Annotated in this window: 28 protein-coding genes and 1 pseudogene; 4 read left to right on the top strand and 25 right to left on the bottom strand. The window is 54.0% G+C overall.

From position 1 onward, the window contains the following. Positions 1-15: 15 nt before the first annotated feature. The 4 genes from AC1DQM_RS05785 to ribBA all read right to left on the bottom strand — a co-directional run bounded on the left by AC1DQM_RS05785 (position 16) and on the right by ribBA (position 4,188). On the bottom strand, positions 16-825 hold the full coding sequence (locus tag AC1DQM_RS05785) for an ABC transporter permease (protein WP_026286542.1): 810 nt from the start codon (positions 823-825) through the stop codon (positions 16-18). Between the two features lie 6 nt (positions 826-831). Next, on the bottom strand, positions 832-1,776 hold the full coding sequence (locus AC1DQM_RS05780) for an ABC transporter permease (RefSeq protein WP_032833935.1): 945 nt from the start codon (positions 1,774-1,776) through the stop codon (positions 832-834). Continuing rightward, the gene (locus AC1DQM_RS05775; RefSeq protein ID WP_018927709.1) at positions 1,773-2,798 is read right to left on the bottom strand and encodes an ABC transporter substrate-binding protein; all 1,026 of its coding nucleotides are present in this window, start codon (positions 2,796-2,798) and stop codon (positions 1,773-1,775) included. Before AC1DQM_RS05775 ends, AC1DQM_RS05780 begins: the two co-directional genes overlap by 4 nt. A gap of 280 nt (positions 2,799-3,078) precedes the next feature. Next, positions 3,079-4,188 carry a bifunctional 3,4-dihydroxy-2-butanone-4-phosphate synthase/GTP cyclohydrolase II gene (gene ribBA, locus AC1DQM_RS05770; RefSeq protein WP_018927710.1) on the bottom strand — a complete coding sequence of 370 codons (1,110 nt, stop codon included), beginning with the start codon at positions 4,186-4,188 and terminating at the stop codon, positions 3,079-3,081. Between the two features lie 71 nt (positions 4,189-4,259). Between ribBA and AC1DQM_RS05765 the strand changes: the two genes are divergently transcribed. Next, positions 4,260-4,553 carry a DUF1330 domain-containing protein gene (locus tag AC1DQM_RS05765; protein WP_138867292.1) on the top strand — a complete coding sequence of 98 codons (294 nt, stop codon included), beginning with the start codon at positions 4,260-4,262 and terminating at the stop codon, positions 4,551-4,553. A 6-nt stretch (positions 4,554-4,559) separates the two neighbouring features. On the opposite strand, the gene AC1DQM_RS05760 is transcribed toward AC1DQM_RS05765, so the two are convergent. The 8 genes from AC1DQM_RS05760 to AC1DQM_RS05725 form a co-directional block, all read right to left on the bottom strand. Then, positions 4,560-5,123 carry an NUDIX hydrolase gene (locus AC1DQM_RS05760; RefSeq protein WP_018927712.1) on the bottom strand — a complete coding sequence of 188 codons (564 nt, stop codon included), beginning with the start codon at positions 5,121-5,123 and terminating at the stop codon, positions 4,560-4,562. Between the two features lie 2 nt (positions 5,124-5,125). Next, complete coding sequence (locus AC1DQM_RS05755) at positions 5,126-5,878, bottom strand: GntR family transcriptional regulator (RefSeq protein WP_018927713.1); 753 nt, start codon at positions 5,876-5,878, stop codon at positions 5,126-5,128. 86 nt (positions 5,879-5,964) lie between these two features. Then, positions 5,965-6,354 (bottom strand): carboxymuconolactone decarboxylase family protein, encoded by a 390-nt coding sequence (locus AC1DQM_RS05750; protein ID WP_008059553.1) that lies wholly within the window; start codon positions 6,352-6,354, stop codon positions 5,965-5,967. Next, positions 6,351-7,826, bottom strand: coding sequence for an NAD-dependent succinate-semialdehyde dehydrogenase (locus AC1DQM_RS05745; protein ID WP_138867293.1), 1,476 nt, complete (start codon positions 7,824-7,826; stop codon positions 6,351-6,353). Before AC1DQM_RS05745 ends, AC1DQM_RS05750 begins: the two co-directional genes overlap by 4 nt. Before the next feature lie 60 nt (positions 7,827-7,886). Continuing rightward, complete coding sequence (locus AC1DQM_RS05740; RefSeq protein ID WP_064617116.1) at positions 7,887-8,372, bottom strand: flavin reductase family protein; 486 nt, start codon at positions 8,370-8,372, stop codon at positions 7,887-7,889. A 12-nt stretch (positions 8,373-8,384) separates the two neighbouring features. Next, a complete protein-coding gene (locus AC1DQM_RS05735) occupies positions 8,385-9,866 on the bottom strand; it encodes an aldehyde dehydrogenase (protein ID WP_138867294.1) in 1,482 nt (493 codons plus the stop codon). Continuing rightward, complete coding sequence (locus AC1DQM_RS05730) at positions 9,863-10,696, bottom strand: alpha/beta fold hydrolase (protein WP_064617118.1); 834 nt, start codon at positions 10,694-10,696, stop codon at positions 9,863-9,865. Before AC1DQM_RS05730 ends, AC1DQM_RS05735 begins: the two co-directional genes overlap by 4 nt. A 43-nt stretch (positions 10,697-10,739) precedes the next feature. Beyond that, the gene (locus AC1DQM_RS05725; RefSeq protein ID WP_018927718.1) at positions 10,740-11,330 is read right to left on the bottom strand and encodes an amino acid synthesis family protein; all 591 of its coding nucleotides are present in this window, start codon (positions 11,328-11,330) and stop codon (positions 10,740-10,742) included. 366 nt (positions 11,331-11,696) lie between these two features. On the opposite strand from AC1DQM_RS05725, the gene AC1DQM_RS05720 reads away from it, so the two are divergent. Further along, a complete protein-coding gene (locus AC1DQM_RS05720) occupies positions 11,697-12,158 on the top strand; it encodes a hypothetical protein (protein WP_370694448.1) in 462 nt (153 codons plus the stop codon). A 599-nt stretch (positions 12,159-12,757) separates the two neighbouring features. On the opposite strand, the gene AC1DQM_RS05715 is transcribed toward AC1DQM_RS05720, so the two are convergent. From AC1DQM_RS05715 to AC1DQM_RS05675, 9 genes and pseudogenes are all read right to left on the bottom strand, one after another. Then, entirely contained in the window at positions 12,758-13,363 is a 606-nt protein-coding gene (locus tag AC1DQM_RS05715; protein ID WP_111454590.1) for a hypothetical protein, read from the bottom strand. Between the two features lie 394 nt (positions 13,364-13,757). After that, on the bottom strand, positions 13,758-14,174 hold the full coding sequence (locus AC1DQM_RS05710; RefSeq protein ID WP_018927722.1) for a hypothetical protein: 417 nt from the start codon (positions 14,172-14,174) through the stop codon (positions 13,758-13,760). Positions 14,175-14,277: 103 nt separating this feature from the next. After that, complete coding sequence (locus AC1DQM_RS05705; protein ID WP_429556072.1) at positions 14,278-14,529, bottom strand: NlpC/P60 family protein; 252 nt, start codon at positions 14,527-14,529, stop codon at positions 14,278-14,280. A 6-nt stretch (positions 14,530-14,535) separates the two neighbouring features. Then, positions 14,536-14,589: pseudogene (locus AC1DQM_RS05700) on the bottom strand (hypothetical protein); the annotation flags it as partial. 280 nt (positions 14,590-14,869) lie between these two features. Beyond that, entirely contained in the window at positions 14,870-15,442 is a 573-nt protein-coding gene (locus tag AC1DQM_RS05695; protein ID WP_138867295.1) for a hypothetical protein, read from the bottom strand. Position 15,443: 1 nt separating this feature from the next. After that, entirely contained in the window at positions 15,444-16,064 is a 621-nt protein-coding gene (locus AC1DQM_RS05690; RefSeq protein WP_138867296.1) for an RHS repeat-associated core domain-containing protein, read from the bottom strand. 335 nt (positions 16,065-16,399) lie between these two features. Continuing rightward, positions 16,400-16,888 carry a hypothetical protein gene (locus tag AC1DQM_RS05685; protein WP_138867297.1) on the bottom strand — a complete coding sequence of 163 codons (489 nt, stop codon included), beginning with the start codon at positions 16,886-16,888 and terminating at the stop codon, positions 16,400-16,402. A gap of 328 nt (positions 16,889-17,216) precedes the next feature. Continuing rightward, the gene (locus tag AC1DQM_RS05680; protein WP_138867298.1) at positions 17,217-17,555 is read right to left on the bottom strand and encodes a hypothetical protein; all 339 of its coding nucleotides are present in this window, start codon (positions 17,553-17,555) and stop codon (positions 17,217-17,219) included. Between the two features lie 70 nt (positions 17,556-17,625). After that, entirely contained in the window at positions 17,626-18,762 is a 1,137-nt protein-coding gene (locus AC1DQM_RS05675) for an RHS repeat domain-containing protein (RefSeq protein ID WP_256663703.1), read from the bottom strand. Between the two features lie 370 nt (positions 18,763-19,132). On the opposite strand from AC1DQM_RS05675, the gene AC1DQM_RS05670 reads away from it, so the two are divergent. Then, the gene (locus tag AC1DQM_RS05670; protein ID WP_018927726.1) at positions 19,133-19,765 is read left to right on the top strand and encodes a LysE family translocator; all 633 of its coding nucleotides are present in this window, start codon (positions 19,133-19,135) and stop codon (positions 19,763-19,765) included. 84 nt (positions 19,766-19,849) lie between these two features. On the opposite strand, the gene AC1DQM_RS05665 is transcribed toward AC1DQM_RS05670, so the two are convergent. The 4 genes from AC1DQM_RS05665 to AC1DQM_RS05650 all read right to left on the bottom strand — a co-directional run bounded on the left by AC1DQM_RS05665 (position 19,850) and on the right by AC1DQM_RS05650 (position 24,614). Next, a complete protein-coding gene (locus AC1DQM_RS05665; RefSeq protein WP_138867300.1) occupies positions 19,850-21,106 on the bottom strand; it encodes an aminotransferase-like domain-containing protein in 1,257 nt (418 codons plus the stop codon). Positions 21,107-21,167: 61 nt separating this feature from the next. Further along, positions 21,168-22,313, bottom strand: coding sequence for a trans-sulfuration enzyme family protein (locus AC1DQM_RS05660; RefSeq protein ID WP_018927728.1), 1,146 nt, complete (start codon positions 22,311-22,313; stop codon positions 21,168-21,170). Further along, positions 22,310-23,794 carry an AmmeMemoRadiSam system radical SAM enzyme gene (amrS, locus tag AC1DQM_RS05655; protein WP_018927729.1) on the bottom strand — a complete coding sequence of 495 codons (1,485 nt, stop codon included), beginning with the start codon at positions 23,792-23,794 and terminating at the stop codon, positions 22,310-22,312. Before amrS ends, AC1DQM_RS05660 begins: the two co-directional genes overlap by 4 nt. 100 nt (positions 23,795-23,894) lie before the next feature. Continuing rightward, positions 23,895-24,614, bottom strand: coding sequence for a YczE/YyaS/YitT family protein (locus tag AC1DQM_RS05650; protein ID WP_018927730.1), 720 nt, complete (start codon positions 24,612-24,614; stop codon positions 23,895-23,897). Positions 24,615-24,814: 200 nt separating this feature from the next. On the opposite strand from AC1DQM_RS05650, the gene AC1DQM_RS05645 reads away from it, so the two are divergent. Continuing rightward, the gene (locus tag AC1DQM_RS05645) at positions 24,815-25,246 is read left to right on the top strand and encodes an Lrp/AsnC family transcriptional regulator (protein ID WP_019578517.1); all 432 of its coding nucleotides are present in this window, start codon (positions 24,815-24,817) and stop codon (positions 25,244-25,246) included. Positions 25,247-25,305 lie beyond the last annotated feature (59 nt).

Genomic DNA, 25,305 nt, shown 5'->3' with positions numbered 1-25,305 from the left:
CGTTCTCCTGGGCGCTCAGGCGCTGATTTGATTACGCCGGCGAACGGCGGCGGCGATGACCATGACCAATACCGAGAGGCCGATCAGCAGCGTCGAGGCGACGGCGATCACGGGCGTCAGGTCCTGGCGCAGGGTGGTCCACATTTTTACCGGAAGGGTTTGCAGGGTCGGGCTGGCCATCATCACGCTCAGCACCACTTCATCCCAGGAAACCAGGAACGCGAACAGCGCACCGGCGACCATGCCCGGACGAATCGCCGGAAAGGTCACCTTGAACACCGCTTGCAGGCGCGAGGCACCGCAGATCACCGCCGCATCCTCGATCGACTGATCGAACAGCTTCAGCGAATTGATGATCGAGATGATGGTGAACGGCAGCGCGACAATCACGTGACTAACCACGAAAGCGAACATCGTCCCGGTGTAACCAAGCTTGAGGAACAGCGCGTACACCGCCACCGCGATGATCACCAGCGGCACGATCATCGGCAGGGTGAACAGGCCATAGAGCATTTCCCGGCCAGGGAAGCGCCCGCGCACCAAGGCAAACGCGGTCGGCAAGCCCAGGGTTACGGCGCAGATCGTAGTCAGCACCGCCACCTTGAGACTGGCCATGGCGGCGTTCATCCAGTCGGCGTTGGAGAAGAACTGGCCGTACCATTTCAGTGTCCAGCCCGGTGGCGGGAACACCAGCCACTGGGAGGAGCCGAAGGACAGCAGCACGATGAACACAATCGGCAACAGCAGGAACAACGCGATCAGCCCGGTGGTGAAGTACAGGCCGAAACGCATCCGGCGGCTCATGGCATTGGGGGTCAGGAGCATGACGGCTTACCTCGCGTTGCTGGCGCCAACCGGGGATTCCGGCTGGAGCTTCAGATAGAAGTAGAACAACACCAGCGTGATCACGATCAGCAAGGCTGCGCCGGCGCTGGCCAGTCCCCAATTGAGGAACGACTGCACCTGCTGGATGATGAATTCGGGCAGCATCATGTTCTGCGCGCCGCCCAGCAGGGCCGGGGTCACGTAGTAACCAAGAGACATCACGAACACCATCAGGCCACCGGAGAACAGCCCCGGCCGGCACAGCGGCAGGAACACCCGGAAGAAGTTGGTCCAGGGGCTGGCACCGCAAATCGAACCGGCTTGCAGAATCATCGGGTCGATGGCCTGCATGGTCGCCTGCAACGGCAGCACGATGAACGGGATCATGATGTAGCTCATGCCGATCACCACGCCGGTCAGGTTGTGCACCATTTCCAGGGGTTGATCGATGATGCCCATCGCCATCAGCGCTTTGTTGATCACCCCGGAGGCCTGCAACAGCACCAGCCAGGAATAGGTCCGCGCCAGCAGACTGGTCCACATCGACAGCAGCACGATGTTGAGCATCCAGCGGCCCCAGCCACGGGGCACCAGCGTGATTGCCCAGGCCAGCGGAAAACCCAGCAGCAAGCTGAACAGCGTTACCAGTCCGGCTACCGAGAAGGTGTTGATCAAGACCCGGGCGTAAGCCGAGTTCGCGAACAGTTGTTCATAGTTGCCCAGGCCCGGTACCGGCTCCAGCACCCCCCGCAGCAGCAGGCCGATCAACGGCGCGAGAAAGAACAGACCGAGGAACAGCAGGGCGGGGATCAGATTGCTCGACCCGCGCCAGCGCTGTGCCAGGGAAGGAGATTGGTTCATCGCAGCCGCCTTGCCGGGAACCGCCCCGGCAGCGCCAGCGGCGCTCCCGGTCGGTGTAGGTTGACGGGACGCTGTTGCCGTCATTTTCATTTGACCAGCCATTCGTTCCACCGTGTCGCGATGGCCGGACCGTTCTTGGCCCAGTACGCGAAATCAAGAGTGATCTGATCCTTGGCGTAGGCCGTCGGCAGGTTAGGGGCCAGCACTGAATCCAGGCGTGCCACGCTGTCGACGTTGACCGGCGCATAGGCGGTCAGGTTGGAGAAGTCAGCTTGTCCTTTGGCGCTGCTGGCATTGGCCAGGAACTTCATGGCCGCGGCCTTGTTTTTCGAGCCTTTTGGAATGACCAGAATGTCGGCCATGACCAGGTTCTGTTTCCAGCTCACACCCACCGGTGCACCATCTTCCTGGAGGGCATGAATCCGGCCGTTCCAGAATTGGCCCATGCTCGCCTCACCCGACGCCAGCAGCTGTTGCGATTGCGCGCCGCCGCCCCACCAGACGATGTCTTTCTTGATGGTGTCGAGCTTCTTGAAGGCCCGATCCAGGTCCAGCGGATAGAGTTTGTCGGCAGCTACACCATCGGCCAGAAGTGCCAATTCGAGCACGCCAGGGCTTGGCCATTTGTAGAGGGCGCGTTTGCCGGGGTAGGTCTTGGTATCGAACAGCGCGGACCAGTCCTGAGGTTTGTTGGCGCCGAGCTTGCCTTCGTTGTAACCGAGCACAAACGAGAAGAAGAACGAACCGACGCCATGATCGGAGACGAAGCGCGGGTCGATTTTGTCGCGCTGGATCACGGAGAAATCGAGGGGTTCGAGCAAACCTTCGGAGGCTGCGCGCAAGGCGAAGTCAGCTTCGACGTCGACCACGTCCCACTGCACGTTACCGCTTTCGACCATGGCTTTGAGTTTGCCATAGTCGGTAGGGCCATCCTGGACCACGGTGATGCCGGTGGCCTTGCTGAACGGATCGGCCCAGGCCTGCTTCTGCGCATCCTGGGTGGTACCGCCCCAGCTGACGAAGTTGACGCTTTCGGCCGCCATTGCCACATGGCTGACCGTGGCCAGTAAGCCCGCGAACAGTATTGCGGTTGCACTTTTCTTCAACACCATTTTCACGCCCTCATTGTTGTGTTTTTAAGCGGGCTTTTGTCGCCCGCCTATCGGGAGCAGTAGGTCCATCTGGCCTTAAAGGCGACCGTGCCAAGAGCTGTTGTTTGTGCTTTTCCCTGCCGGGGCTTTTGGCTGAAGCGTTCGGTCTATGGAATATCATATTATGGTATTCCAAGCTTTGTGCAAGCATTTTGCCTTACCGGTTATCAGCCAAAAGCGGTTTTTTTGCCGTCAGGCCACCCAATAGTGAACTGCGCGGGTAAAGGGGCCAGCCCCGGACTCATTCGGTGAAAGGGATGCTCTCTACCACTTCCAGGTCGTAACCGGTCAAGCCTGCGTATTTCAGTGGTGGGCCGAGATGACGCAACTTGCCCACCCCGAGATCCTGGAGAATCTGCGCTCCGGTCCCTACTTCAGAATAGATGCGCGATTGCGAGCGGCTGAACTGTCGCGGCGGCTGGGTGAGTTGAGGCACGCGTTCCAACAGCGCTTGCGACGACTCATGATTGGCCAGCACGACCACTACGCCGCGACCTTCTTCAGCCACTCGCTGCAGGGCCGCCCATAGTGTCCAGTTGGACGGGCCGTTGTATTCGGCGCCAACCAGATCACGCAGCGGATCAATCACATGCACCCGCACCAGCGTCGGCTCGTCCCGGCGGATGTCGCCCATTACCATCGCCATGTGTACGCCGCCTTCGATGCGGTCTTCGAAGGTGATCAGCCGGAAAGTCCCATGCACCGTCGGCAATTCGCGCTCGCCGATGCGCACCACTGTGTGTTCGGTGCTCAGGCGGTAATGGATCAGGTCGGCGATGGTGCCAATCTTGATCCCGTGTTTGCGGGCGAACACTTCTAGGTCCGGGCGACGGGCCATGGTTCCATCGTCGTTCATCACTTCGACAATCACCGACGCCGGGGTGAAACCGGCCAGGCGGGCGAGGTCACAACCGGCTTCTGTGTGGCCGGCGCGGGTCAGTACGCCACCTTCTTTGGCGCGTAACGGAAAGATATGACCCGGTTGCACAAGGTCGGCGGGCCCGGCATCGGCGGCAACCGCCGCGGCGACGGTACGTGCACGGTCGGCGGCGGAGATGCCAGTGGTCACACCGACGGCGGCTTCAATAGACACGGTGAACGCGGTGCTGAACACGCTGCCATTGCTCGGCACCATCTGCTCCAGCCCCAGGCGCTGACAGTGTTCATCGGTCAAGGTCAGGCAGATCAGGCCCCGTGCTTCGCGGGCCATGAAGCTGATAGCCTCGGCGGTACAGCGATCGGCGGCGAGGAGCAGATCGCCTTCGTTTTCCCGGTCCTCGTCATCGACCAGCAGCACCATCTTGCCTTGCCGGTAGTCTTCGATGATTTCTTCGATGCTGTTGAAGGCCATGCTGGAACTCTCAGTGTTGGGTGGGTATATTTATTGGTATACCATAATACAAAATAAACCAAGAGGTCACTATGAAGGCGTACTGGATTGCTCACGTGGATGTCTCCGACCCCGATCAATACAGCCAATACACCCAGCGGGCACCGGCGGCCTTCGCGTTATATGGCGGGCGGATGCTTGCCAGGGGCGGGCGCAGCGAAGCGATGGAAGGTCGCCGCACGCCGCAACGCAGCGTGGTCATCGAATTCGATTCTTACGAGCAGGCGCTCGCCTGTTACCACAGCGAGCAATATCAAGAGGCGAAACGGCACCGCGAGGGCGTGGCTCGGGCCGAAGTGATCATTGTCGAAGGCGTGGCGCCCTAGGGGATATCAGCGGATGAAGTGAATTTTGCCGCTGTCGTCGTTGCCGATGTAGATGCCGTAGACCCCGGCCTGGCGTTCCTCGATATAGCGTTCGAGGATCTGCCGGATCGCCGGATAATAGATGCTGTCCCAGGGAATGTCCTCGGGCGCGAAGAATTTGTAGTCCAGGGTTTCCGGCCCATACTGACCGGTGATCTCCAGCGCGATGGCGCGGAAGATGATGTACACCTCGCTGATCTTCGGCACGCTGAAGATCGAGTAGGGCGAGAGGATTTCCGCGCGCACACCGCTTTCTTCCCAGACTTCACGCAGCGCTGCCTGCTCGGTGGTCTCGCCAGCTTCCATGAAGCCGGCCGGCAGCGTCCAGGTACCAGGGCGCGGCGGGATCGCGCGCTGGCAGAGCAGGTACTTGCCGTCCTGTTCGATGATACAACCGGCGATGATTTTCGGATTGATGTAATGGATGTAGCCGCAACCGCGGCACATCAGGCGCTCGTGCGTATCGCCCGGCGGTAGCTGCTGACCCAGGTCACTGCCGCCACACTTCGGACAAAAGCTCGGGCTGAACATGATTAGCGACCTATGCGCGGTTCTTTAAGGGCGATGGGCAGCGTGATCTCTGGGATCGCGCCGGTTTCTTCCTGTTTGCGTTTCAGGTAATCGAGAGCCACAGCAGCGGCGGCGCGCACGTGGTCGACGCAAGCCTGGTGAGCGGCTAGCGGATCGCCGCTCTTGATCGCCTCGACCATGCGTTCCATTTCCTGGTTGCTGCTGCCGCGACGGTTTTCCTGGGACACCGAGGTCGCCCGCAGGTAGCTGATGCGGGCCTGCAACTGGCGCAGCTGGGTGGCGGCGACATGGTTGCCGGAACCTTCGAGCAGCACGTCGTAGAAACCCTGCACCGAATCGATGACCTGTTGCAGTTCGCCTTCCTTGAGGGCCTTGCGGTTTTCTTCCAGGGCTTTTTCCAGGGCCTTGATGTCCTTGGCTTTGGCGCGCAGGGTGAACAGCTGAACGATCAGGCCTTCGAGCACGCAACGCAGCTCATAGATATCGACGGCATCGGCCAGGGTGATGATCGCGACCCGTGGGCCCTTGGCGTCGGCGAACTCCACCAGGCCTTCGGATTCCAGGTGACGCAAGGCTTCACGTACGGAAGTGCGGCTGACGCCCAGGCGATCGCACAGATCGCGTTCGACCAGTCGGTCTCCCGGCAGGAGCTGGAAGTTCATGATGGCGCTACGCAGTTTATCCAGCACGATTTCGCGCAGGGTAACGGGGTTGCGATTGACCTTGAAGCTGTCGTCGAGTGGCAGGCGTTTCATGGGGTCCGCTCTGAGTGTGGCTGTCCATGCAAAAAGAGCACGTCGATCGAGGATCATCGTGCTCAGGTCATCACAGCAGCCAAGGGTTAACTGGAGGCCTCGGCATCGGCTTCGGCGAAGGCTTCACGGGCGAGCCGGAAACTGTCTACGGCAGCGGGGACACCGCAATAAATACCGACCTGAAGCAGAATTTCGCGTATTTGTTCACGACTCAGCCCGTTACGCAAGGCACCGCGTACATGCAGCTTGAGTTCGTGCGGCCGGTTGAGGGCCGAAATCATCGCCAAGTTTATCATGCTGCGCTCTTTAAGCGACAAACCCTCACGGCCCCAGACGTGGCCCCAGCAATACTCGGTGACCATTTCCTGCAGTGGCCGGGTGAAGTCGTCGGCGTTCTCGATGGAGCGGTTCACGTAGGCTTCGCCCAGCACCTGGGTGCGGATTTTCAGGCCTTTTTCATACTTTTCGTTGCTCATCGTTGTGTGCTCCCAAAGTCGTCGAGCCCGCCCATCAGGGTGTATTTGAGTTCCAGATAATCCTCGATGCCGTACTTGGAACCTTCGCGGCCCAGCCCCGAGGACTTAATGCCACCGAACGGCGCGACTTCGGTGGAAATCAGTCCTTCGTTGATCCCGACCATGCCGTACTCCAACGCTTCGCTCATGCGCCAGGCCCGGCCCAGGTCGCGGGTGTAGCAATAGGCGGCGAGGCCGAACTCGGTGTCGTTGGCCAGGTGCACGGCCTCGGCTTCGGTGTCGAAGCGGAACACCGCGGCCAGCGGGCCGAAGGTTTCTTCCTGAGCGACTTTCATCTCACCGGTTACGCCGGCCAGCACCGTTGGCTGGAAGAAACCGTGGCCCAGCGCATGGCGGTCGCCACCGCAAAGCAGTTGTGCACCCTGGGCGAGGGCGTCCTGCACGTGGTCTTCGACTTTGGCCACCGCGCGTTCGTTGATCAGCGGACCTTGGGTGACGCCTGCCTCAAAACCGTCGCCCACGTTCAGTTGCACCACGCGTTCGGCCAGGCGCGTGGCGAAAGCATCATGAATACCACTCTGCACCAGGAAGCGATTGGCGCAGACGCAGGTCTGCCCGGCATTGCGGAACTTGGCGATCAGCGCGCCTTCCACGGCACGCTCCAGGTCGGCATCGTCGAACACAATGAAGGGCGCGTTGCCCCCCAGTTCCAGCGAGACTTTTTTCAGCGTCGGCGCGCACTGAGCCATCAACAACTTTCCGATTGCAGTGGAGCCGGTGAATGACAGTTTGCGCACCAATGGGCTGGCAGTCAGTTCGCCACCGATGGCCACGGCGTCGCCGGTGATCACGTTGAAAATGCCCGGTGGAATCCCGGCCTGTTCCGCCAGCGCGGCCATGGCCAGCGCCGAGAACGGTGTCTCCGGGGCCGGTTTGACGATGCACGGGCAACCGGCCGCCAGCGCCGGGCCGGCCTTACGGGTGATCATCGCCGACGGGAAGTTCCACGGGGTGATCGCCGCGACGACTCCGATCGGCTCTTTGCTGACCACAATGCGCGCATCGGCTTTGTGGCTGGGAATGGTGTCGCCGTAGATGCGCTTGGCTTCTTCGGCGAACCACTCGATGAAACTTGCGGCGTAGAGAATTTCACCCTTGGCTTCGGCCAGGGGTTTGCCTTGTTCCAGGGTGAGGATTTCCGCCAGGGCGTCGGCGTTTTCGAGCATCAGCGAATGCCAGCGCTTGAGCGTCTCGCTGCGTTCCTTGGCGGTCAGTGCGCGCCAGGCCGGCCAGGCATTATTGGCGGCGGCGATGGCCTGGCGCGCGTGTTCGGCGCCAAGGTTGGGCACTTGGCCGATCAGCTCGCCGTTGGCCGGGTTGAAGATGTCCTGACAGGCACCGTTGGGCGCATCCAGCCATTGGCCGTCGATGTAGGCCTGCTGGCGGAACAGTTGCAAGGCTGCTGGGCTCATGCCGGCTCCTAAGAAAGTGGGGGGCGCTGCCACATGGACCTGCGCCCCTGAAGATAAATATCAGGCCAGCGCGGGCAGCGGGCCCAGCTTGCCTTTGTGATAGACCATCGGCGTCACCGGTTGCTCGGGCAGAATCAGGTTCTTCACCGCGCCGACGATGATCGCGTGATCGCCGCCGTCGTACTCACGCCATAGTTCGCACTCGATAATCGCGGTGGCTTTGCCCAGCAGCGGGTTGCCCAGCTCGCTGAGGTGCCAGTCGATGCCTTTGGCCTTGTCCTTGCCTTTACCGGCAAACGCATAGGCTTCGGCAGTCTGGTCGGCGGACAGCAGATGAATCGCGAACTGCTTGCTGTCGCGCAGGATCGGGTAGGTGTCGGAGGCATAATTGGGGCAGAACAGCACCAGTGCCGGGTCGATCGACAGCGCACTGAAGGCGCTGGCGGTGATGCCGACGATGCCGCCGTCCGGGTCCAGGGTGGTAACCACCGTGACTCCGGAAGGGAACGAGCTCATGACGTCTTTATAAATGCCGGGTTCGATCATGTCGGCGGTCTCCTAGCGCATCACGAAGGGATCAGGCATTGGCGCCTGAGACAGGTTGATCCACACCGTTTTCAGCTCGGTGTAGGCCAGCACCGAATCGATGCCGCTTTCGCGTCCATAGCCGCTGTTCTTGAAGCCGCCGATTGGCGCCATGGCCGATACCGCACGGTAAGTGTTGACCCAGATGATCCCGGAGCGCACGTCCCGGGCCAGGCGATGGGCGCGGCCCAGGTCGCGGGTCCAGATGCCGGCGGCGAGGCCGAACTGCGAGTCGTTGGCAATCGCCAGCGCTTCGGCTTCGTCCTTGAAGCGGATGACCGAGGCCACCGGGCCGAAGACTTCTTCCTGCATGATCTTCATCGAGTTGCGGTCGCACTCGAACAGGGTCGGCTCATAGAACCAGCCATCGCCCAGATTCTTTGGACGCTTGCCGCCCAGGCGCAGGAGCGCACCTTCGGCGATGGCATCGGCCACCAGGCCTTCGACCACCGCCAATTGCTGCGCGGTGGCCATGGGGCCCATTTCGCTGCTGTCTTCCTGCGGGTTGCCAATGCGGATGCGCTTGGCGCGTTCAACCAGACGCGAGACGAATTCGTCGTAGATGTCGTCCTGCACCAGCAGTCGCGAGCCGGAAACGCAGCTCTGGCCGGACGCCGCATAGATCCCGGCAATCGCACCGTTGATCGCGCTGTCGAGGTCGGCGTCGGCAAAGATGATGTTCGGCGATTTGCCGCCCAGCTCCAGCGACAGCTTGGCGAAGTTCTCCGCGCTGCTGCGCACCACATGCCGTGCGGTCGCGGCGCCACCGGTGAAGGCGATCTTGCGCACCAGCGGATGGCGGGTGAGGGCGGCGCCGGTGCTTGGGCCGTAACCGGTGACGACGTTGACTACCCCCGGCGGAATCCCGGCTTCCAGCGCCAGGCGAGCCAGCTCCAGAATGGTCGCCGAGGCGTGCTCGGACGGTTTGATCACGATGGTGTTGCCTGCCGCAAGAGCTGGCGCCAGTTTGATCGCGGTCAGGTACAGCGGGCTGTTCCAGGGAATGATCGCCGCGACTACGCCCATGGCTTCATGCACGGTGTAGGCAAACAGATCGGGCTTATCGAGGGGCAGGGTGCCGCCTTCGAGTTTGTCGGCCAGACCCGCGGTGTAGTGGAAAAACTCCGGCAGGTAGCTGACCTGACCGCGGGTTTCGCGAATCAGCTTGCCATTGTCGCGGCTTTCCAGCTGCGCCAGTTGTTCTTTGTTCTCAGCGATCAGATCACCGAGGCGTCGCAGCAGTTTGCCGCGAGCGGTGGCGGTCAAGCCGCGCCAGGCCGGGCTGTCGAAAGCCGTCTGCGCGGCCTGCACGGCGCGTTCGACATCGGCTTCGTCGGCATCGGGTAATTCAGCCCAGGCTTGCGCCAGGGCAGGGTTCAGGCTTTCAAAAGTCTTGCCGGAGAGGGCATCGACCCATTCACCGCCGATGCACATCTGGAAGCGTGCGAGTGTCATGCAACGATCCCCTTTATTTGGTTTTGTCGGGCGTTTGCCGTGTCGAGAAACTCCAGCAACAGCTGGTTGACCAGGCGCGGCGATTCTACGGGCATCATATGCCGCTGCTCGGCGAGCACGGCAACGGTCGCGCCGGGAATTCGCTCGGCCAGTTGTTTGGCCATTTCCGGTGTCGAGCCGGGATCCAGTTCGCCGGTGGCGACCAGTGTCGGCACCTGAATGCTGCCCAGATCTTCCGCGCGGTACATGTCCTGGGTGGCGAACAACTCATACGTGGTCAGATAGCCCTGCGGATCGTTGCCCGCCAAGGTCTGGCGCAGCGCGGCGATCTGCGCCGGGTTGGCCGCCTGGTATTCACGGCTGAACCAGCGCGACAGCGCAGCTTCGGCGTTGGCATCCGGGCCATGCTCGGCCGCTTGAGCGGTGCGCGCGATGACGCCGGCACGCTGTTCGGGGCTGCGGTTGAACACGCTGTTGAGCACCACCAGGCCTTGCAAGCGTTGCGGGTAATGCAAGGCAAACGCCCGCGCCACTAGCCCGCCCATGGAAAAACCGATCACTGTTGCCTGAGGCAATTGCAGATGGTCGAGCAACTCCAGTAACTGGTCGGCATAGCCCAGCAGGGGCGTGCCGCTTTCCGGGCGCGGGCTGGCGCCATGGCCCAGCATGTCGTAGGCAATCACACGGTACTTTGTGGCCAGGCCAACGACCTGGCCGCCCCACATTTCTTTGTTCAGGCCCACGCCGTGGATCAAAACCACGGGCTGGCCTTGGCCGGTCGCCAGGTAACTGGTGCCAGCCGGGGTGCGTTCAGCGGTGAGCCGAATCATGGAGCGCTCCTGCATGCCTTTTTTGTTGTGGTGACTGATCGGATTACTGGGCGTTCTCGGCCGCCAGTTCTTCCAGGTCGATGTAACGGTTGCCGATGCGTGGGTGCAGGCGGCCGCCATCGGCGCAACCCAGTACCACGACGATTTCATCGGCGCGCGGCGCGTCTTCGATCTGCATTTCCAGGGTGATGTAGTGCGAACGCAGGCCTTCGTCGTCCTTGTGCATCATCGGAATCTGGATCGAAGTGCCCGGGCCGCCGCGCTTGTTGGTGAAGCTCAGGTAGCTCTTGGCCTTGACCGCTTCGCGGTAATGGTTGCCGAAGCGCAGGGTGTGGATCACGGCAGAGGCGTGCTCGATTTCGCCATCGGCGCCAACCACCGCGGCCTTGCCGTAAGCTTCGATCTTCTCGGCGCCGCCGATGATGCCCACCAGGCGTTCAACCATCAGCGCGCCGAGGTCGGAGCAATTGGCACGGATCTCCGGCTTCAGGTCTTCGACGAAGCCGCGACCCAGCCAAGGGTTTTTCATCACCACGGCCAGCCCGACCATGGTCACGGGCTTGTCGGCAGCCTTGCCGCCTTCGATAAAGGTTTCTTCGACATAGCTGACGATCTTGCGAATTTCGAAACTCATGAGCTGCTCCGTTGTAAGGGTAAGAGTGTCTGTGCGTATGATGGTATACCATAATACTGGTTGCGCAAGTCCCCTCTATGGGTTTCTGGTCGGAAGGCGATAAAAGGGAGGGCAGGTATTGCCCGTTGCTCGGAGTACATCGCTGCAGCAGGACTGGTGCTATCGATCTTGTAGCGGTCGATGGTCGGTGAGGTGTACGACTACGGGAACTATTGGAGTGAAAACATGGATGTTCATTGCACCGGGATTTGTTGCTGCTTGGAGTCACGTCTTGGAAGGCCGTGATCGCGCTGTCGCTGTTGACCTCTTGATCTGGAAATCGGTCAACCTGCACGTAAGATTCTGGACTGTGAGGACGAGCTGCTATTGAATTCGATGCTCGACGATTTAGGTGACGTTCAAATCCGAAGGCAAGTGCAGTTGTGGCTCAGCTACCGAAGCTTTGTACCGGCGACCGTCGCATCGACGATGCTGGTCAGTAGCGAGAAAGCCCCCCTTGGGCGCAACCGATCGCCTGCCGTACCTGCACCGATACGGACAGAAAAACCTCACAAATCTCACGTGTCTGACATCCAGCGTGAACGAGCTGAAATGTCGGCCACGTTTGAGGTTTCGAGTAACTTGCCGCTGCTGGTTTTCGCCAGGCTGGCAGGTAAATCTCGCGATCAGATCAATCGCGATATCAAGGCTCGACGCTTACTGCTTCTGAGCCAGGGGAATCGCGGTCAGCGCATTCCCTATTGGCAGCTTGATCCATGGCGGCACAAGTTCGATGACACCAAGTTCAAAGCTGGCCTCGTAGCCGCAAAAATCGTCAGTTGGCTATAGGTAGGCTCCAATAGCGTGGCGTGGATTCACTCCTTTTTTGCTCTTGATACACCCTGAAAACAAGTCCAGAATCAAGTCCATTCCTGCAGCAGGAATAAAAGAAAACCCTTAGATTTCAATGGGTAGGACGCTAGATGCGAGTCTCGTTTCCCGCTCCAAATACAGAAAAACGCCACTCATTGAGTGGCGTTTTTTTTGCGCGGTATTTTGTTGTCAGCATTGAAAAAAGAGGCTTTTGCCTCTTTTTTTCGTTCCAGTGATTTCTACTGAGAACCACCCCCAGCCACGCTTTTTTGTACATTAAAACGTACGTCGAAATCCGGTCCCAGGGCATGCCGGTTTTCAGATAGATGACGCATTGCTGGAACCCGTACATCTCTCCTCAATCGATCGAGACGAGGAGATGTACATATGCCTTTGACTGAAAATGCGAAAGGGGATTAATCCTCGAACCGCTCGAAGAGAGGATCGTCTCACTGCCTTGGCTGCTGGCGAGAATTCTCTTACAGCAGTCTTTCTGGCCTGGCGAACCTTCAAGGTGGTTACATTGAGGCTCGGCCCAGTTTGATGTAGAGCTTGGGGGTGATGAAAGCACTAATCTAATGCTGAGGATTTTCAATGAGTTGCGGGTTTTTTGACCTGATCTCGGACTCAAAATTATCGATAGCGCTTAGTGCTAGAGTCTTTTGCTCAGATAGATTTTTTCTCGTTACGCGCATCACTCGATTTCTTCTTGCCTTTAGATAATCCAATTGGCCCGCTGGATTATCACTCAATGAAAGTGGAAGCATGGTTAAGGTGTCACTGAGTTCCTGCTTTGAGAGCTGTCCTTTCTTCGCGAAAATCAATAAGCGTTCCATATGGTGGTCAGAAAATAGCCCCAGCGCTATAAGTGAGTCTTCTAAATTTCCGCCATCTAGCACTCTTAAGTGCTCAACTAAATACTGAGCGCTCCAATCATTTCCTTGTTCAACCAAATGCATCAATTGGTTGAGGTTGCTGTTCGACTGCTCGATAACCGACCAGCATTCAGTTTCGCTAGCTTCTGATAATGCAATAAGAGTACGCTTTTCTGGAGTGGTTAAAAACATCATGACTGCCTCTCGGCAATGGGGTGAACTATCACTCCCCGAAGCTGGCATGCCTAAGCTTGTAAGTGTGAGTAGCGTAAACAAAAATTCAAGTGTCGACTTTTTTATGATCATGGCGCACCACCTTTCAATAGATCAATGAAGTATCTTTCCTGGAGAATTACCCCCGTACGCAGGGTGTTCTCATTCGTCGTCAAACAAGTCATTCGATGGACTAACAGATGCTGTAATTCTTTCAGTTCCATCAGGGCTGATAATGTTGTTGGTTCTATCCATGGTGTTTATTGTGTCACCAAGGCGATCGGTGGAATGCGGAGTTCCGGGGCTAATCGGGTGCATTAGCTGCCATTGCAACTGATTGTCGCTTGGGGGCGTATATTTGACAACTGCCGCCCTCACCGTAAAGCAATGTGGGGAGTCGGGCTTGACCTTGTTTGATGTGGCCTAAATTATCGATCTTCCCCCCAGCATGGGGAAAGATGTTTTAGCTTTTCGAGCGGAGATTTGTTTACATGTCTCGATCTTTCGTCACATGCCATACAAAACATTGCGCTAGATTGGTAGGAATACCTTTGGCGTTTTTCTGAAGCCATGAACTAATAGCTTGCTCCTCATCAGGCTTCGCTCCGCCACTCCATAGAGTTATAAAGTGATGGTTGATTGGGTTGTCTGAATAAAATAAAAATGCAGGGTCAGTCTCATCTGAGGCTGCATACAAAATCGTCCAGCTAAGGCTTTTAAAAGATTGTAAAATCTCTACGTTGTCGACATTTAATTGATGTCCCACCTCTATGCGTAGCTTCGGTATTTCAGATAAGTTTAAACGTCGGTCAATACCATCACAGGGTGATTTGGCCCATGCAGTCAATGGCGGCAATAGGCACGAAATTGCAATCATGAAGATCTTAATGTTTGGAATGCTCATCGGTTAATTTCCTTTGTAACGATACAAAGTCGGCGCGCCGTACCAGGAGCTTTTGGCGGGACCAAAAACTGGCCCTCCTGTGTGTGAGGCGCTCCATACATCTCTATTTGAGGAAGCTACTAGAGAATTGGCCACTTGTCATTCGTCCAATATCAATATCTGCTTGTTTGTAGATCAATGAAATGGATCCTGAACAATCTGCCCCAGTCTTCGTAGCGCCGCCCCAGACATATGGGGCGTTGGAACTTGACCAGTCTTGGGCTGCTAGCTCCACAGCTGCCTGCTGCACTGGGGCAAGTTCTAAACCAAATGGATCAATGAAATTTGTCGGGTTTCCCGATACATAGACAAATATATTTATCCCTCCCGCAAGACCAATCGGATCTCCCGAGATAAAACGCCCAAAACCTGGTTGGCAATACCGTGCCCGATAGTAATAGAGACCCGTGCCATCATTTTTTCGATCGGTGTACTGCTGCTGTTAACACTGGCGGAGCCGCTGCTACTGGTCTGGCCATAAGGGTCATAGGTGTATTGCGCGGTGAGCGCGCCAGTGCTGTCGGCAAGTGCTTGGGGTTGAACCCAGCGCATCAACCAAGTGGCTGTAGGTGCTGCCACTGGCCTCGGTGCGGTTGAATACTTCATCCAAGCCGCCCGTGAGGAGATTTGGCCTGTACCGTGGGGGTTACATTACCTTATCTTTCCAGAAGATTCTTCAGTGATGCATGACTGTCAATATATTTGATATCTGCAATTCTCCATCCTTTCGGAGAATCAATCATTACATACGAAAGCTTGATTTTTTCATGATTTGATGGATAAACAAATTGCACGTCAACGCGCCTTGGATTGATGCTCTTTATGCTTAATTCTGATGCGGAAGCATCTTGTGAGGCAAATATTGGATTAAACTCTAACTTGCAAGTCTCGCCGGGATTTTTTGCAATACAGTCTGCCTCCTTTAAAATGAGGTGCACAAGTTTGTCATCAAAATACTTCTCGAGTTCTTCCTTCGATTGCATTAGAAGAGGGTCTCCAATGCTCTTCTTGGCATCATCTGGAGATGAGAATAGCGCCTCCCAACCATAATTCTTATATAGTTGATATACAATGTCTGTCGATTCGGCATCTTGTGGGTAGGCAGGTTGTGCAAATAGAAGCGGCACTCCAACGATATGCAGGAATACCAGGTTTCGCAAGTAGACTAATGTTATAGATTTTATATTATTGATTTGGTGCTCGATATATTTGATATGTCGAGTTTTCATGTTAGATGCCTGGTGAGAAATGATTTTTGTTGAAGTTCGACACCCATTGATCACTAATGAATATTTCAATATATCCAGACGGATTTCCGCCAGGATTTGGTTGAAATACTACGGTATCACCTGCTTGAGGAGTGTAATTTTCTGAAGGAATAGGCGTAAACCCATTGTTTGTCAACGTCAGCCCATAATTTCTCGCATCGCTAGGGTGCCCAGTAATATCTGCATCTCCAGCTTCGAGACCTCGCCGAACATACTTCGTGCATTGATGCTGAGAACTTGTATGTGCGTGATAATTCATCCATTGGCTATAAGCGAGGATATCGAAAAGACCTAATGGATCAATTCCACTCAACGGATTCCAACGAACATATGCATAGATATTAAGCCCTCCAGCCAAGCCAATCGGATCTCCTGAGATAAACCGTCCAAAGCTAGGAGAGTCATACCGTGCCCGATAATAATAGACCCCCGTGCCATCATTTTCCCGCCCGGTATACTGCTGGCTGTTAGCACTGGTGGAGCCGCTGCTGCTGGTCTTGCCGTAGGGGTCATAGGTGTATTGCGTGGTGAGCGCTCCGCTGCTGTCGGTGAGAACCTGAGTTGAACCCAGTGCATCAACCAAGTAGCTGTAGGTGCTGCCGCCTCGGTGCGGCTGAAGATTTCATCGAGACCGCCCGTGAGGAGATTGGCTCGCACCGTCGGGGGGACGGCACCGGTCAGCTCTTGCACCAGGTTGAGGCCATCGAAAACATACCCGGTGGTCTGTCTGGCAATCGTCTTCTGGCTGCGTCTGTTGGCCGCCTCATAAATGAAGCTCCCGGACGTGGTGCCTTTGAGTGTGCTCAGGCGCTGGCGCGAATCCCAAGTGTAGGTATTGCTGCCGTCACTGGTCATATTGCCGTTGGCGTCATACAGCAAGGATGCAGCTGACATAGGCGTAGAACCTATCCCCAAATTTTATCGTCGCATCCGTGCAGATTCCATCAGGGCATTTTCAGCACTCTGTCGAATAACCCTGCAAAGTTTTTCCACCGGTGCATTATTAATGCATGTGTTGGAATTTAATATGATTCTATTTAGGTCGTCATCTGAGACAGTCGCATCGATATGTCGTATCGCCCAATTTTGAAAGTCAGGGTGTGTTTTTGCAAGTGCAACAAATGTATCGAACTGATCCCATTCTTGGGCGAAGAGGTTCGCCACTGCTTCAGAATAGCCCTCGCCAAGCTCACCATCATCACAAGAAGCGAAGACTCTCTGATGCTTGAAAAGGGAGGGCCAATCTCCGCGCGCATCAACTAAAAAAGACCCTGCTTGGCTATTCATTTCGGGAGGGCAGTTTCCGTGTGCCGAAACCTGAGAGAGTGACACACATCCCAATCCAAGTCCGAACAACAAGACTAAGAAGGTCAGGGAGCGAGTGCATAAAAATCTGATGAGCATCATGATTATCACCCTGTCGACCACACTACTGTTGGGTACCAAACTGAGGAGTATTGACGTTATTGATGATAGCAGTCATGGATGTTGCTGGGGCAGGTGTTATGAGATTACGCACGAATCCCATAGCAGCGTCTGTCGTTCGGATGCCTACCAGCGTCGGATGGTTTTGTGCACCGCTATTCGCTCTTCCTGAATGGAGTCCCATTCCTGTTCGCCCCGGAACGTTGAAGATGATAATCCTATGCAAACCATATGGGCCATTGGTACCACTCTCTGGATGCGGATTGGGGCCGTTGCCATGATACTCAGAGTAATGACAAAATCTCATTGTTTATTTTAGTGAGAAAAGACCCCACCAAATTAGGCAGGTCCCCAGGATGGGGAATATTAGAATTAGCCAGTGTTTGGTAAGCCCATAATATATGCCGATACCCAGAATGCCATAAAGCGCAATATTTGCCAGTACGGATAATAAATACGGTTCATCGCCACTTGCTGCTAGCATAAAAAAGGAACTTGGCCATAAGGCTAAAGTTATTTTTTGTAATATTATTTTTGCACTATTGCTAAGAAGAAGCATGTTGTTATCTAGGCGCCATATGATATGGAGAATGATAGGAGTAAATGCTCCTGCAGTTGCAGACCAAATCAGAAGACGTGAGAGTTTCATTTTGCCTCCGGGGTGTAATTTTCTTTTAAGTTTTCCATCAGTCGTCTTGGCCATATTGTATATATAGAGTTTATTCCTCCGGCGCTAAATGTGTCATGCACTGTGGTTGAGCAGTTTGGTCCTGTAATTCGGTAGTTTCCGGGGTTTTTTTTAATTTGATCGGTGGCCTCTTGAACTTTGCGGTCTTGCTCAGGCGCTGGCGCGAATCCCAGGTGTAAGTGTTGAGGTTGATCAGTTGACCGGCGTTATCGTAACCGTAACTGACGGTCACCCCGTTGGGCAGGGTCAAGGTGGCACGACGGTTGTCCGCGTCATAGGTGAACGCCGCGCTCTGGCTGCCGTTACTGAGATTGGTCAGGCGACTGCCAGCGTCGTAGGTGTAATTCACAGCGGGCTGGCCCGTCACCGTCATACTGGTGCGGCGATCAGCGGCATCGTAGGTGTAGGAAACGGTGCCTAGGGAAGTAGTCTCGCTAAGCAGGTGATCCAGATTGTCATAGCTGCGGGTGATCGTGCCGCCTTGAGTATCAACAATCTGCGTCAGACGGTTACCACCATCGAAGGTGTAGCCCACGGTGGCATCCGGTGCTGTCAACGAGGGACCACTGCCAATCAAGGTCTGTCCGAAGGCTGATTGCGTGCGGCGATTCAAGGCGTCATAGGTGTAGGTGGCGATGACGCCATTGCGGGCGGTCCACTGTGTCACATTACCCAAGCCGTCGAGACCATAGCTTTGCGTAGCGTTCAATGGGTCGGTGTAAGTTATACGACGATCGCGAGCATCATAGGTGTACGCATGCTCTCCGTTCTTGGCGTCAGTGACGCTCAGGAGATTACTGTTCGTGTCGTAAGCAAAACCGGTCACGCTTCTTGGCGGGTCTGTGATCCTGGTTTTGCGATCCAACACGTCGTACTCCATCAGGGTGCGGCGTCCCACGGTGTCAGTCATTGCCATGACGCGTCCCACGTTGTCGGTGACGTAGCTGGTGGTTCGCCCCAATGGGTCACTAACGCTGGCGAGGTCTCCAAGAGAATAGTTGAGAGCGGTATTCGCTCCGATGGGATCAGTGATCTGCGTCACCCGCCCTTGGCTATCTGATGTGAATTTCACGGTATTGCCCAAGGGGGCGGTAATCTGTGTCAGACGCCCCAAACTGTCGTAGCTGTAGTTGGTAGTATGGCTCAGACCATCGGTGTGACTGGTCAGTTGGTTGAAGGTGGGGTCAGCTGTCAGTCACGGCCTGCGATGTCGTGTGTATAGCCGGTTATTCGTCCCACGGCATCGGAGACAGAAGGAGCGGTAGGGGAGATCCCTGAAGTGGGATCTATCGCACAAAAATGCAAAAGCGACGCAGAAACGAAAAAGCCTGCAACGTCCTGGCCGGCGTCATCGTCGAAGGCGAATGGCATGCCGATCGTGTTTAGTAAGGCTCATCACAGAGTGCACCTTAATAATGAAGGAAAAATAAGAATACTTCTTACAAAATTATCGAAAAAGCCTCTATAGGAATAAATAATTAATTCATAAAAAAATGCACTTCCCCTAACCTTTAAGCATCAATTGCGGAGGTGCATTTATGTTGATTTTCATTAAGTCGATGATCATTGGGCTTTGTATTGCAGCCCCTGTGGGACCCATTGGGTTGTTGTGCATACAGAGGAGCCTTGCGCTTGGATGGAGAGCAGGTTTCGCGACAGGGTTAGGGGCGGCCACAGCCGATTCGATCTATGGATTTGTCGGTGCGCTGGGAATCACAGTCATCATAGCGACACTCATTAGCTTTAAGCCATGGTTGTGTATTTTGGGGGGGATGTTCCTCGCGTACATTGGTTATCAAACAATAAAATCGAAAGCGAGCTCAACAGCCCTGGCGGGTGAACGAGCCAACCTGTTAAAAGCCTACTTGAGTACACTGTTTTTGACACTGTCGAACCCAATGACCATCCTGTCGTTTATTGCGATATTTGCTGCCATGAGCGACGGCATGGCTAATGATCAAAGCGGTCAGCACTCAGTGCTGCCTATGGTGACAGGTATATTTCTAGGCTCGGCTGTCTGGTGGCTGGGATTGAGCGGATTCTCCTCCATATTCAAGACCAGAATCTCCCAATCAAAGCTCAGGTTGATCAACTATTTTTCCGGGTCAACCATCACCATTCTGGGTGCCTACCAAGTAGCCACTGGCGTTATGCTCGCCACAGCAGCTTAATAGGGAAATGAGGCAAGGCTTATTTCTTATTGGCTGATGAGTAAGCCTTGGCATCAATCCCCTACGGTTTGACGGGAGGATGCTTTACTGAATTCTGGATTCAATGTACGCCCTGAGGCTACCTATCGCTTGTTTGATTTCTGATTCTGTCGCATTGCTAAACGACAATCTGACCTGAGTGACAGCCTGATTCGTCAGCGAAAACAAGGAAGTGGGAAATACAATAACCTTGAAGTTCCTGGCGCACTCGCACATTTCAAAATATTCAAAGGTGAAGGGCAACTGTACATTGATGAAAAAACCTCCCTCTGGATGGTTCCAGGTGACACTTCTTTCAGAACCAGCCTTGACCGGGAATTCACGTTCAAGGCATTCAATCATATGGTTTCTTTTTTGCCTGTAAGACAACACTCTTGGTTGATTAAGCTGTTTTAAAGAGTAATTGTTCTCTATCAGCAAACCTCCGACAATTGCCTGGCACAGGGCAGGTGTATTGACGGTGATCAAGCTTTTGGCTTTACATAACCTGGCGCTAAAGGAAATCACCCCAGCGTTCTCCGGGGCGACTACATAGCCCATACGCAATCCCGGAAAAATTGACTTTGCAAAAGAACCAAGAAGGAATACTCGACTACTGTCGATCGACTTCATCAAGGGGATTTTATCTCCCTCGTACCTGAAGTAGCTGTAGGCATTATCCTCCAGGATAAAAAAATTCATTTCATTGGCCAAGGAGAGCATGGCCTTTCTGTTTTCATAGGAAAGGCTGTTAGCAGTAGGGTTACTAAAATCTGAAATCGCGTACAGCGCTTTTACCTTTTCCCCCCTGGACTCAAGATCTTCAGCTACCTTGCGCAGGGCAGATGGATCGAGGAAGGTGTCCTCGGGAACGGGTACAATTTTTATTCTTAATAATTTCGCAATCCCCGTTATTCCGGAAAACACAGGGTCAGGCACTAATAAAATACCACCTCCTTCAAAAATTGATAGCAGTGTCAAGGTAGCAGCTTCCTGAAACCCCATACACACGACAATACTTTCAGGGTTGAAAATCTTTATGCCTTCATCCACCTGCAAGTGTTCGGCTATTATGCCGTTGATAATTCCGGTGGTTTTTCCATATTGGCAAAGTAGTGTCGCAAGCGAGTGTTCCGGATTGACGGCGTATCGTGCATAGCTGGCCAGCCCTTTATCAATAAGGGACAGGTCGCATTGCTCGTCGTCAGGTCGACCGGAAGCCAGAGAGATTGCCTCTGGATTTTCACTGGAAATGGAATTTAGAAGATGGATAACGTTCAGAGTAGGGTCTTCGAATATCGTTTTTTCGAGTACGCTGGGCAATCTCGCTTCTCCATAAAAAGCAACGAGCCGTTGAAGGCTCGTTGCTCATGATTAACATCTGTTACGCAGGTTTAAGTGCACTTTTTTGATTGGCCATATTTTCCATGGCCACAAATGCCTGAAGCAGATCCTCTTTAAGATCCTCAAGGGCCTCTAAACCAAAACACAATCGTACCAACCCCTTTTCAATCCCCATATCCGCTTTTTCCTGCTCAGTCATCGAGGCATGGCTTCCGCTAAAGGGTTGCGCAACCATTGACGTGACACAGGCCATTCCCGTACCCGTTCCAAACCATTTGAGGGAGCTGGTGAAGGTTTTGTAAAAGGGGACCAGATCGGGCCGAATATCAACAAACACAATGCCACCGTAGCCGGTCAATTGTTTACCATCGACTCGTGGATAATATACATGCTCAATGAAGGGCAGTTCCCGTAGATAGTTGAGCATGCTGGAGGTTGTGTTGCTGTGTTTCTCCATGCGCAGGTTAAATGTCTGCATGCTTCTGCGGAGCAGCCATGCGCTATTAGGCGCTAATATTGAGCCTGAGTAAAAGCGGCCTTCGAGGAGGCGCGTATAAATCATTTCATTGTTGACGAGTACCAGGCCGCCCATGACATCGCTATGCCCGGAGAAATACTTCGTTGCGCTGTACAGAGAAATATCCGCGCCGAAGTTCAGAGGCTTTTGAAATATCGGAGTGGCCCACGTGTTGTCAACGACCACCAGAGCGTGTGGGTTGTTTTGCTTAACCGCCTTGCTGACCGCATGAATATCAATGTCTTTCAGAAAGGGATTGGTCGGTGTTTCGAAAATGACCATGTCCACGTCCGACGGCAACTCTTTCAATCCACTTTCCGTGGTGAGATCCAGAATCGTCAGTTTCGCACCGATACGTGCCGCATATCGCTGAAACAGCTTATAAGAACAGCCATAGATATATTTGTTGATCACCAGCGACCCACCAGGTTTCAGCAGCTCCAGCACCATGTAGATGGCACTCATTCCGGTGCTGTAGGCCAAGGCGTATTCGCTTCCTTCCAGTGCAGCGACAACCTGTTCCAGCTCAGTCACATTGGGATTGGCTTTTCTCGAGTAGAAGAACGCCGAGTCAGCGCTAAAAGCGCTGCACTGATAAATAGGCGTCACGGATGGGTGGGCCTCTCGGTCATCGACCCTGATGTGGAGTATTTCAGTAGACACGCTCATGATTTGCTCACCAGTTTGATAACCTGCTCATACATGTTCTGCTTGCCTTCATACCCAATGGTCGGCGTGATGTCGTTTTGCGAAATACCAATCTCTTCAATCGACTCGGTTGGGAAGTGAGCCCTGTCGAATACTTCATGAAGATTTGAGTTCACCCCCTTGGGAAGCCAGACTTCAGGGCCTGATTCATCAATTCGTGCCTTGGCAATAATAAATCGATAGCTTTCATACGGCCGCAATGTCAGTGATTTCCAATCACTGTTGAGCCCGTCGGTATAGTTGCGCCGCAGGTAGACGGTCTGTTCAAAGTCTTCAGTATTCAGCACTTGGGCGTGCAGCGATACGATATCCCCATGCCACTCGAACTTTCGCTTCTCGTAAGAGGTCAATGCAGCCTCTCGCAGTTCAACAGGCATGTTCGCTTTGTGTTCGCCCAGTAACTTGAAGTGTGCGTCGTGCCCACAACGGGTGCAGCAACCGTTGCTATCCAATCCGATCAGTTCAGCATTCAAACCGTAGCGGGTAACGAGTAGAGCGTTACAATTATTGCAGTTGGTATTGGTGCCCTCGACATCATTTACGTTACCCAGATAAACATGCTCAACCCCCATGCTCCGGGCAATGTCCCGGGCCTTCAGGAGTCTATCCACGGGCGTCCTGATGCTATTACTCATTTTATAATCAGGGTGAAACCTTACAAAGTGGAGCGGTACATTCGGGCCCAGTTCATCCAGCACCCACTGGCTGATTTTCCTGGCGGTATCCTCATCGTCACTGATATCGGTAACCATCAAGGTGCTGACTTCAACATATTTACCAGCATCGTATACTTTCTTGATGCCAGCCAGAACGGGCTCTACCCAGCCTGTTGTGACTTTTCGATAGTATTCGGGGGAGATGGATTTTAGCGAAATCGAGAATATGTCGATGACGGGCAATAGTTCATCAATGGCTTCTTCACTGATAAAAAAAGCTGATTTATATAAATTGATTAAGCCCGCTTCCTTTGCCAGTTTTGCCGTATCGAGGATGAATTCATGCCAGACAACAGGGTCGTTATACGTCCAGGAGATAACGCGTATACCATGCTTTAAGGCGGTTTCTACAACCTGTTCAGGCGTATAGTAGTAAACATCTTTGTCTGTCACATACTTGGCCTGAGAGGTCTTCCAATTGTGGCAGTAGCCGCAGTTAAGCATGCAGCCGATATTGCCTAGGGAAAGGATTCGCTCTCCGGGAGCAAAGTGGAATACCGCCTCGGTTTCGATGGTCTCTTCGGTGCTGTGAACGCCTTTGCCATAATTCAATGTAACTAACCGGCCGCCTCTGTTTCCGCGCACCTTGCAAAAACCTACTTTACCCTCCTGAATGACACAGTTTCGGGGAGAAAGATGACACTTTACAACGCCGTTCGGGAGTATTTCTTCCAACTTTGCAGGCGTGCTTTCCAAGGTCCAGTTTTTATTTTTTGTAGTGTCCATCTCTCACTCCTCATTTTACGGAAGTTGCTGTCAATATCATCGGTTTAAATAGTCGAGGCGAAACAATCCCGCCGCCACAGTGGCAGCAATCCCCTAGTAGTTATTGATAGGCGGAAGAAACGCTGGTCAATCCATAATTCTTAAGTGAAAAACGCCTGGCGTTTATATTCATGAAAGGCTGTATAAGAGGGCCTATGACCAACAAGAATGCAATGGTTCCCATACCGAAGGGCCCGCCTAGAAGCCATCCGGTTGAAAAGATGCCAATTTCAATTATCATTTTGGCTTTGGTGAATGACCACGCCCATTTGGACACCATGGTAAGCACCACAAGGTCCATGATTCTGATACCAATACCGCTCATGATAATCAGTGCAGACGAATAAGCACACAGCACCAGACCCATCGCCAATATCGTGTACTCATTCACTCTGACAATCAAATACTCTCCAAGCCCCAGCACGGACCAGAGGTCAATCAACAGACCTGTAAGTGTGGTTGTAACAAATGGGCTTATCGGAGGATATTTCTTGTTCCAGAGCATCCACCACAGCAGAAAGAATAGAGAAACGATACCCGAACAAACGCCCATTCCGAGCATGAGTATTTTATTTATCGAGATGATCAGGACATCTAATGGGTCAGTCCCCAGTTGACTGACTATGAAAAACTTGGCCCCCACCGAGAAAAGGGCGACGCCAGCCAAATACATAAAAATCTGATCCATCTTGAAATCACGAAAACTTAGGACTTGCGTTCCAATATAATTCGCGAATGATGGATAGGATTTTTTTTCACACTTTATTTTTTCATCTTCCATACGAACACCATCCCTGGAGGAGAATATTTTATTATGCAGTGCGTAACGCTAAGGATTCAGAGCTATTGATTACCCGGGTTCTTGTTAGGCTTTACCGGGCTGCAAATAGACTAGCACTCTGCTTTATTTTGGTGCATTATTTTTTAATGAAAACCGGGTGCTTTTCATTAAAATTTATACTTTTTGCTGTGGGAGCTTACATGGACCGTATAGACATCAAAATCTTGGGGAAGGTGCAGGACTTTGGTCGCATTTCCATCACGGAGCTGTCCAAGCACGCAGGTCTTTCTATTCCCGCCACCACTGATCGGTTGCGAAAGCTCGAAGATTCTGGGGTCATCAAGGGATATAGCGCTCAGTTAGATCCAACCAAACTAGGGTTCGGCATATCTGCTGTCGTCGGCATGACCACCCTCAAGCCTGCGAAATCCAAATTGATAGCGACGCTCAACGACATACCCGAAGTCGTTGAGTGCCTGCACGTCACGGGTAACGACTCCTACCTGATCAGGATCTATGCCAGGTCAATGGCCGATATCGAAAATATCATTGCGAAGATCAACGCGTACGGTGAGACACGTACAAGCATTGTCTTGTCTGTCCCCATCGAGAGAAGAAAGCTTGTCCCTTGAGCCCGTACATAGAACAGTCAGCTGTCAGCTATTTCAAGGGTGATCATTTTGTTTGCCCG

Source organism: Pseudomonas sp. 01L34, from assembly GCF_056400265.1.
This window is presented reverse-complemented; position numbering and strand designations above follow the sequence as displayed.

What these genes read in the sequence shown, in the direction of transcription:
- AC1DQM_RS05645 (WP_019578517.1), top strand. Translation starts at nt 24,815, where the DNA reads ATGGACCGTATAGACATCAAAATCTTGGGGAAGGTGCAGGACTTTGGT.
- AC1DQM_RS05685 (WP_138867297.1), bottom strand. Translation starts at nt 16,888, where the DNA reads ATGATGCTCATCAGATTTTTATGCACTCGCTCCCTGACCTTCTTAGTC.
- amrS (WP_018927729.1), bottom strand. Translation starts at nt 23,794, where the DNA reads ATGGACACTACAAAAAATAAAAACTGGACCTTGGAAAGCACGCCTGCA.
- AC1DQM_RS05755 (WP_018927713.1), bottom strand. Translation starts at nt 5,878, where the DNA reads ATGAAACGCCTGCCACTCGACGACAGCTTCAAGGTCAATCGCAACCCC.
- ribBA (WP_018927710.1), bottom strand. Translation starts at nt 4,188, where the DNA reads ATGGCCTTCAACAGCATCGAAGAAATCATCGAAGACTACCGGCAAGGC.
- AC1DQM_RS05750 (WP_008059553.1), bottom strand. Translation starts at nt 6,354, where the DNA reads ATGAGCAACGAAAAGTATGAAAAAGGCCTGAAAATCCGCACCCAGGTG.
- AC1DQM_RS05650 (WP_018927730.1), bottom strand. Translation starts at nt 24,614, where the DNA reads ATGGAAGATGAAAAAATAAAGTGTGAAAAAAAATCCTATCCATCATTC.
- AC1DQM_RS05710 (WP_018927722.1), bottom strand. Translation starts at nt 14,174, where the DNA reads ATGAGCATTCCAAACATTAAGATCTTCATGATTGCAATTTCGTGCCTA.
- AC1DQM_RS05780 (WP_032833935.1), bottom strand. Translation starts at nt 1,776, where the DNA reads ATGAAAATGACGGCAACAGCGTCCCGTCAACCTACACCGACCGGGAGC.
- AC1DQM_RS05785 (WP_026286542.1), bottom strand. Translation starts at nt 825, where the DNA reads ATGCTCCTGACCCCCAATGCCATGAGCCGCCGGATGCGTTTCGGCCTG.
- AC1DQM_RS05725 (WP_018927718.1), bottom strand. Translation starts at nt 11,330, where the DNA reads ATGAGTTTCGAAATTCGCAAGATCGTCAGCTATGTCGAAGAAACCTTT.
- AC1DQM_RS05775 (WP_018927709.1), bottom strand. Translation starts at nt 2,798, where the DNA reads ATGGTGTTGAAGAAAAGTGCAACCGCAATACTGTTCGCGGGCTTACTG.
- AC1DQM_RS05735 (WP_138867294.1), bottom strand. Translation starts at nt 9,866, where the DNA reads ATGACACTCGCACGCTTCCAGATGTGCATCGGCGGTGAATGGGTCGAT.
- AC1DQM_RS05730 (WP_064617118.1), bottom strand. Translation starts at nt 10,696, where the DNA reads ATGATTCGGCTCACCGCTGAACGCACCCCGGCTGGCACCAGTTACCTG.
- AC1DQM_RS05695 (WP_138867295.1), bottom strand. Translation starts at nt 15,442, where the DNA reads ATGAAAACTCGACATATCAAATATATCGAGCACCAAATCAATAATATA.
- AC1DQM_RS05660 (WP_018927728.1), bottom strand. Translation starts at nt 22,313, where the DNA reads ATGAGCGTGTCTACTGAAATACTCCACATCAGGGTCGATGACCGAGAG.
- AC1DQM_RS05715 (WP_111454590.1), bottom strand. Translation starts at nt 13,363, where the DNA reads ATGATCATAAAAAAGTCGACACTTGAATTTTTGTTTACGCTACTCACA.
- AC1DQM_RS05760 (WP_018927712.1), bottom strand. Translation starts at nt 5,123, where the DNA reads ATGTTCAGCCCGAGCTTTTGTCCGAAGTGTGGCGGCAGTGACCTGGGT.
- AC1DQM_RS05745 (WP_138867293.1), bottom strand. Translation starts at nt 7,826, where the DNA reads ATGAGCCCAGCAGCCTTGCAACTGTTCCGCCAGCAGGCCTACATCGAC.
- AC1DQM_RS05670 (WP_018927726.1), top strand. Translation starts at nt 19,133, where the DNA reads ATGTTGATTTTCATTAAGTCGATGATCATTGGGCTTTGTATTGCAGCC.
- AC1DQM_RS05680 (WP_138867298.1), bottom strand. Translation starts at nt 17,555, where the DNA reads ATGAAACTCTCACGTCTTCTGATTTGGTCTGCAACTGCAGGAGCATTT.
- AC1DQM_RS05765 (WP_138867292.1), top strand. Translation starts at nt 4,260, where the DNA reads ATGAAGGCGTACTGGATTGCTCACGTGGATGTCTCCGACCCCGATCAA.
- AC1DQM_RS05740 (WP_064617116.1), bottom strand. Translation starts at nt 8,372, where the DNA reads ATGATCGAACCCGGCATTTATAAAGACGTCATGAGCTCGTTCCCTTCC.